The sequence below is a fragment of the Micromonospora maritima genome (assembly GCF_902825405.1).
In the GTDB taxonomy this organism is placed as follows: Bacteria; Actinomycetota; Actinomycetes; order Mycobacteriales; family Micromonosporaceae; genus Micromonospora; species Micromonospora maritima.
Genome location: NZ_CADEAU010000272.1, coordinates 1 through 7,328, shown reverse-complemented (window position 1 = coordinate 7,328; position 7,328 = coordinate 1). Strand labels below are relative to the sequence as shown.

General features: G+C 73.5%; 6 protein-coding genes. All 6 read left to right on the top strand.

Features of this window, described 5'->3' with window-relative positions:
- Positions 1–524, top strand: a 524-nt coding sequence (locus HUW36_RS21380) for a glutamate ligase domain-containing protein (RefSeq protein ID WP_281357547.1), incomplete at its 5' end; no start/stop codon positions are given.
- A complete protein-coding gene (locus HUW36_RS21375; RefSeq protein WP_174529797.1) occupies positions 521–1,921 on the top strand; it encodes a UDP-N-acetylmuramoyl-tripeptide--D-alanyl-D-alanine ligase in 1,401 nt (466 codons plus the stop codon). The genes HUW36_RS21380 and HUW36_RS21375, both read left to right, overlap by 4 nt.
- Positions 1,918–3,048 (top strand): phospho-N-acetylmuramoyl-pentapeptide-transferase, encoded by a 1,131-nt coding sequence (gene mraY / locus HUW36_RS21370; RefSeq protein ID WP_174529796.1) that lies wholly within the window; start codon positions 1,918–1,920, stop codon positions 3,046–3,048. The genes HUW36_RS21375 and mraY overlap by 4 nt, the downstream gene beginning before the upstream one ends.
- Before the next feature lie 237 nt (positions 3,049–3,285).
- Complete coding sequence (locus tag HUW36_RS21365; RefSeq protein ID WP_174529798.1) at positions 3,286–4,701, top strand: FtsW/RodA/SpoVE family cell cycle protein; 1,416 nt, start codon at positions 3,286–3,288, stop codon at positions 4,699–4,701.
- On the top strand, positions 4,701–5,807 hold the full coding sequence (gene murG, locus HUW36_RS21360; protein WP_174529795.1) for an undecaprenyldiphospho-muramoylpentapeptide beta-N-acetylglucosaminyltransferase: 1,107 nt from the start codon (positions 4,701–4,703) through the stop codon (positions 5,805–5,807). The genes HUW36_RS21365 and murG overlap by 1 nt, the downstream gene beginning before the upstream one ends.
- Positions 5,808–5,838: 31 nt before the next feature.
- Entirely contained in the window at positions 5,839–7,320 is a 1,482-nt protein-coding gene (murC, locus tag HUW36_RS21355) for a UDP-N-acetylmuramate--L-alanine ligase (protein ID WP_174529794.1), read from the top strand.
- Positions 7,321–7,328: the final 8 nt, after the last annotated feature.

Here is a 7,328-nt window from a genome sequence, read left to right as displayed (position 1 = left end):
GCGTGGCCGCCTGCGGCGGCGTGCCCGGCCGGCTGGAACTGGTCAGCGGCGACGCCCCGGTGCGCGGGGTGGTCGACTACGCGCACAAGGCGAACGCCATCGAGGCGGTGCTGACCGCGCTGCGCGGCCTGACCGAGGGCCGGCTGGTCTGCGTGCTGGGCGCCGGTGGCGACCGGGACCGGGGCAAGCGGCCGGTGATGGGCGAGGTGGCCGCCCGGGGCGCCGACGTGGTGCTGGTGACCGACGACAACCCGCGTACCGAGGACCCGGCCCTGATCCGCTCCGAGGTGCTGACCGGCGCGTACGCCGCCGCCGGACCGGCCCGGATCATCGAGGTGCCGGGCCGGCGGGCGGCGATCGAGGAGGCGGTCCGGGTGGCCGAACCGGGTGACGTGGTGGCGGTGCTGGGCAAGGGCCAGGAACGTGGCCAGGAGATCGGCGGCGAGGTGCTGCCGTTCGACGACCGGGTGGAGCTGGCGGCGGCGCTGCGGGCCCGCTTCGGCGACCTGGTGGGTCGGCGATGATCCCGCTGACGCTGGCCGAGGTGGCCGCCGCGGTCGACGGTCGGCTGGCCGGCGCCGACCCGGACGCCCGGGTCACCGGGACGGTGGAGTTCGACTCCCGCAAGGTGGCCGCGGGCGGGCTGTTCGTCGCCTTCCCCGGCGAGCGGGTGGACGGCCACGACTACGCCGTCGGCGCGGTGGAGGCCGGCGCGGTGGCCGTGCTCGGCACCCGGGAGGTGCCCGGCGTGCCGATGGTGCTGGTCGACGACGCGCTCGACGCGATGGGCCGGCTGGCCCGCGCCGTGGTCGACCGGCTGCCCGCACTGACCGTGATCGGGCTGACCGGCTCCTCCGGCAAGACCACCACCAAGGACCTGATCGCCCAGCTGGCGGTGCGGCTCGGCCCGACCGTGGCGCCGCCCGGGTCGTTCAACAACGAGCTGGGGCACCCGTACACCGCGTTGCAGGCCACGCCGGAGACGCGCTACCTGGTGATGGAGAAGGGCGCCCGCGGGGTGGGCCACGTCCGCTACCTGTGCGACGTGGTGCCGCCACGGATCTCGGTGGTGCTCAACGTCGGGGTGGCGCACCTCGGCGAGTTCGGCTCGGTGGAGGCCATCGCGCTGGCCAAGGGGGAACTGGTCGAGGCGCTGCCCGCCGACGGGCTGGCCGTGCTGAACGCCGACGACCCCCGGGTCGACGCGATGGCGTCGCGTACCGGGGCCCGGGTGGTCCGCTACGGCGAGTCCGAGCGGGCCGACGTGCGCGCCGTGGACGTGACGCTCGACGGCCGCGGCCGCCCCTCGTACACGCTCGTCACTCCGGAGGGCAGCGCCCCGGTGCGGCTCGGGCTGACCGGCCGGCACCAGGTGTCCAACTCGCTCGCCGCCGCGGCGGTCGGCCGGGAGCTGGGCCTGCCGCTGCCCGACCTGGCGGCGGCGCTGAACGAGCTGGGTCTGGTCTCCACCCGGCGGATGGACGTCGTCGAACGCCCCGACGGCGTGACGCTGATCGACGACTCGTACAACGCCAACCCGGCCTCGACCGGCGTGGCGCTGCGCGCCTTGGCCAGCATGCGCGGCGAGGGGCGTACCGTCGCGGTGCTCGGCTACATGGCCGAGCTGGGCGACTTCGAACGGGAAGGACATCAGCAGGTCGGCCGGCTCGCGGCCGAGCTGGGAGTGGACCGGCTGCTCGTGGTGGGCGAGCCGGCCGCGCCGATCCACGAGGGCGCGACAGCGGTAGGCAACTGGGGAGGAGAGTCGGTGCTGCTCACCGATCAGGCGGCGGCCGTCGAGGTGCTGCGGAGCGAGCTGCGTCCGGGCGACGTGGTGCTGGTGAAGGGCTCCCGGTACCGGACCTGGGAGGTGGCCGACGCGCTGCGCGCGGACGCCGGGACGGAGGGCGGCGCCGCATGAGGGCGGTCATCGTCGCCATCGGGGTCGCGTTCCTGATCTCGCTGTTCTGCACCCCGATCGCGATCAAGGTGTTCGCCCGGCTGAAGGCCGGCCAGCCGATCCGATCGAACCTGGGGCTCGCCAGCAACGAGGGCAAGAAGGGCACGCCGACCATGGGCGGCGTGGTCTTCATCCTGGCCACGGTCATCGCGTACGTCGCCGGGCACCTGGCCCTGACCACGCTGCCGGACGCGCAGATCGCGCAGGTCGAGCCGACCATCACGGCACTGGTGCTGCTGGGGCTGATGGTGTTCTCCGGCGCGGTCGGCTTCATCGACGACTTCCTGAAGGTCCGCAAGCGGCACAGCGGCGGCCTCAACAAGCGGGGCAAGCTGGCCGGCCAGATCCTGGTCGGCGCGGTCTTCGGCGCGGTGGCGGTCTACTTCCCGTCCAGCATGACCGACGCCGGCGGCAACGCGACGAACACCGAGACGGTGGGCAGCACCACGCTGAGCTTCATCCGGGACATCCCGGCGCTGGAGATCGGCAAGATCGGCGCGGTGATCGTCATCATCATGGTGGTGATGGCGGCGACCAACGGCGTCAACCTCACCGACGGCCTGGACGGCCTGGCCACCGGCGCCTCGGTGATGGTGCTGGCCGCGTACGCGCTCATCGCGTTCTGGCAGTACCGGCACTGGTGCGCGGACCCGAACTACCCGGCCGGGGAATACTGCTACACCGTCCGCGACCCGCTGGAGATCGCGCTGATCGCCGGCGCGGCGGCCGGGGCGTGCGTCGGCTTCCTCTGGTGGAACACGTCGCCGGCCCGCATCTTCATGGGCGACACCGGCGCGCTCGGGCTGGGCGGCCTGATCGCCGGGATGGCGATGTCCACCCGGACCATCCTGCTGCTGCCGATCCTGGGCGGCCTGTTCGTGATCATCACGATGTCGGTGGTCATCCAGATCATCTCGTTCCGCACCACCGGCAAGCGGGTGTTCCGGATGTCACCGCTGCAGCACCACTTCGAACTCGCCGGCTGGAGCGAGGTCAACATCGTGGTCCGGTTCTGGATCATCGCCGGGATCGGGGTGGCCATCGCGCTGGGCCTGTTCTACAGCGAGTTCCTCGCCGCGGTCAGCTAGGTGTAAGGAAGGGCCCCTTATTAACAGACGTCTGTTAATAAGGGGCCCTTCCTTCAGTTCCGACACGCCGACCGGGCGGTTGCGCCACGGGCGGGCGGGTCGAGCCGCCATGATGGGCGGGTGGGGGAGGGACGAGACATCCAGGCCAGCAGCGACCCGCCGACCCGCCGCGCGCCCGCGGCCACGCCGCCGGCCGATCCGCCGGTCGCCGCCGCGGGCTGGGATCCGGCCGGTGGGCTGGCCGCGCTGCGCGGCCTGCTGGCCCGCCCACTCGCCTCCTACTACCTGCTGCTGTCCAGCACCGGCCTGCTGCTGCTGATCGGCCTGACCATGGTCTTCTCCGCGACGAGCGTGAAGGACTTCGCCGAGGGCGGCGACGCCTCCGCGTCGCTGACCAAGCAGGCCGTCTTCGCGGTGATCGGCATCGGTGCGTTCTGGGCCTGTCAGCGGCTGCCCGCACGCACGTTCCGGGCGGTGAGCCGCCCGGCCCTCGGTGTGGCGGTGGCGTTGATGCTCCTGCTCAACCTGCTGGTCGCGCTGGAGTCGGTGTTCGGGGTGGCGTCCATCGGGCCGTTGCGGGCCGAACTCCTGTCGCTGTCCCTCGGCCCGATCTCGCTGCAACCGGTCGAGGTGGCGAAGTTCGCGCTGGTGCTGTGGGCGGCGCACGTGCTGGCCCGCAAGGGCGCCGCGCTGGGCTGGTGGCGGGAACTGGCCACGCCGCTGTTCCCGGTGGTGGGCCTGCTGTTCGTGCTTGTCGGCTTCAACGACCTGGGCAGCATGCTCTGCCTGCTGGCGCTCGTGGTCGGGCTGCTCTGGGCGGCCGGTGTGCGGGGCCGCGTCTTCGCCGCGCTCTCCGCGATCGGCCTGGCCGGCATCGGCCTGCTGGTGGCCGCCGCCTCGCTCGGCGCCGGCTCCGGTTCCCGGGACGCCGACAACTACCGGCTCGGCCGGCTCACCATGTGGCTCGACCCGCCGTCGCCGAAGACCTGCTTCGAGCAGGAGCTGGACTACTGCTACCAGCTCGTGCAGGCCCGCTACGCGATCGGCAACGGCGGCTGGTTCGGCGTCGGCCTGGGCCAGAGCTCGCTGAAGTGGAACTACCTGCCCGAGGCGCACAACGACTTCATCTTCGCCATCGTCGCCGAGGAACTGGGCGTGGTGGGCTGCACGGTGATCCTGGCGCTGTTCGCCGTGCTCGCGTACACCGGGATGCGGATCGCCCGCCGGGTCGAGGACCCGTTCCGCCGGCTCGCCGCCGCCGGCGTGACCGCCTGGCTGGTCGGCCAGGCCGTGATCAACATCGGCGGCGTGACCGGCCTGCTGCCGCTGACCGGCGTACCCCTGCCCTTCATCTCCGACGGCGGCAGCGCCCTGGTGGTGACGCTGGCCGCGATCGGCATGCTCGCCTCGTTCGCCCGGGCCGAGCCGGACGCGGCGCGAGCGCTGCACGCCCGTCCGCCCGCCCGATGGGTCCGACTAGTGTGGGCCCCGTTGCCGCCGCTTCCCGGCCGGCGCCGCAGACCGGCGCCGCCCCCGGCCGACCGAGGGTCCGTGCCCTGGTCCCGGCAGCGGCGGCAGGACGATCAGGCCGCGCCCCGCGGCGCCCGGTCCGACCGGGCGCGCGCCGGCGCGGCGAGCGAGAGGAGACGCTGATGGGTCCGCTGCGTTCGGTGGTGCTCTGCGGAGGGGGTACGGGTGGGCACATCTACCCGCTGCTCGCCTTCGCCGACTGCCTGCGCCGACACGACCCGAGCGTCCGGATCACCTGTCTGGGCACCCCGAAGGGGCTGGAGAACGAGCTGATCCCGCCGGCCGGCTACGACCTGCGGCAGATCCCGGCCTACCAGCTGCCCCGGTCGGTCAACATGAGCCTGGTGCGTACGCCGGACCGGATGTGGAAGGCGGCGCGCGCGGCGGGCAAGGTGATCGACGAGGTCGCGGCCGACGCCGTGGTGGGCTTCGGCGGGTACGTCTCGGTGCCCGGCTACCTGGCCGCGTGGCGTCGCGACCTGCCGATCGTCATCCACGAGGTGAACGTGCCGCCGGGTGTGGCGAACCGGCTCGGGATGAAGTTCACCAAGAACGTCGCGGTGGGCTTCCCGCACCAGCCGGCCCAGGCCGAGGCGCTGCGCGACGCCCGGGTGGTCGGCGTGCCGCTGCGGCGCGGCATCGCCGGGCTGGACCGGGCGGCCCTGCGCGACGCCGCCCGCGCCCACTTCGGGCTCCGCCCCGACCTGCCGGTGCTCTTCGTGGCCGGCGGCTCGCAGGGGGCCCGCTCGATCAACCTGGCGGTGTCCGGCGCGGCGAAGGAGCTGGCCCGCAACGGCGTGCAGGTGCTGCACGTGATCGGCGCCCGCAACGAGCCGGTGTCCGTCCCCACCGACCTGCCGGTGCCGTACGTGACGCTGCCCTACCTGTCCGAGATGGAGCTGGGCTACGCGGCGGCCGACCTGATGCTGGGCCGGGGCGGCGCGATGACCTGCGCCGAGGTGGCCGCGATCGGCCTGCCCACCATCTACGTGCCCTACCCGCACAGCAACCAGGAACAGAAGCGCAACGCGCTGCCCGTGGTGGAGGCCGGCGGCGGGCTGCTGGTCGACGACGCCGAGGTGACCCCGGCCTGGGTGGAGCGCACGGTGATCCCGCTGATCCGGGACCCGCAGCGGCTCTGGACGATGAGCCACGCCGCGGCCGGGTACGGCCGGCGCGACGGGGACGTGGCGCTGCTGAACTTCGTCTACGAGGCGGTGGGCCGGTAATGGGCCGCGCCGCGACGGGAAGGTACCTCTCATGAACACCGCGCAGTTCACGCCCGCCGGCACCATGACCGCGGAGGACCTGGGCCGGATCCACCTGATCGGGGTGGGTGGGGTCGGGATGGCCGGCCTGGCCCGGCTCTTCCTCACCCGGGGCCTGCCGGTCTCCGGCAGCGAGCTGCGGGAGTGGCCGTCCCTGGCCGGCCTGCGGGCGCTGGGCGGGACCATCCACTCCACCCACGAGGCGGCCAACCTGGACGGGGTGGACACGGTCGTCTACTCCTCGGCGATCCCGCAGGACCACCTGGAGATGGTCGAGGCGCGCCGGCGGGGACTGCGGGTGCTGCACCGCTCCGAGGCGCTCGCCGCGGCCATGACCGGCCGGCGCACGGTGGCGGTGGCCGGCACCCACGGCAAGACCTCCACCACGTCGATGGTCACCATGGTGCTCCAGCAGGCCGGCACCGACCCGTCCTTCGTGATCGGCGGGGAGATCTCCGAGGTCGGTTCCGGAGCGCACCACGGCACCGGCGAGCACTTCGTGGTCGAGGCGGACGAGAGCGACCGCTCCTTCCTCATCTACCGCCCCTTCGTGTCGATCATCACGAACATCGAGGCGGACCACCTCAACACGTACGGCGACCTGGCCAACCTGGAGGCCGCGTTCGCCGAGTTCGCCCGGCTCACCGACCCGGACGGGTTCGTCGTCACCTGCGCCGACGACGCGGGCGGCCGGCGGCTGGCCGAGACGCTGCGGTCGGAGGGCCGTCGGGTGTGGACCTACGGCGAGGCCGCCGACGCCGACCTGCGGATGAGCGACGTCACCTCCTCCGCCCAGGGGGTGCGCTTCCTGGCCGAGGTCGAGGGCCGGTCGCTGGGCGAGATCCGGCTGCCGATCCCGGGGCGGCACATGGCGCTCAACAGCGCCGCCGCGGTGCTCGCCGCGTACCTGCTGGAGCTGCCGGTGGCGGCGGCGGAGGCCGCGCTCGGCGCGTTCCCCGGCGTGCGGCGGCGGTTCGAGCGCAAGGGCGTCGCGGACGGCGTGCTGGTCTACGACGAGTACGCCTACCACCCGACCTCGATGACGCTGGCGTTGCAGACGCTGCGCGAGGTGGCCGGCGACGGGCGGCTGATCGTGGTGTTCCAGCCGTACCGGCTCTACCGCACCCGGGACCTCCAGGCGGAGATCGCCGCCGCCCTCGGCATCGCCGACGAGCTGGTGCTGCTGGAGGTCTTCGGCCCCGGTGAGCAGCGCGGTCCCGGCGAGGGCTCGGCCGCGTTGATCGAGGCGGTGCCGCTGCCGGCCGAGCACAAGGTGTTCGTCGAGGCGTGGGACGACGTACCGGCCGAGGTGGCCCGGCGGGCCCGCACCGGCGACGTGGTGGTGACCATGGGCGCGCCGCCGATCTCGCTGATGGGTGACCAACTGCTGGACGCGTTGCTGGCGCGCACCGGTGGCGCCGCGGCGCTGGGCGCCGGCGTCGACCCGGACGGCGCGGCGACCACCGCCGGATGAGTCCCGGC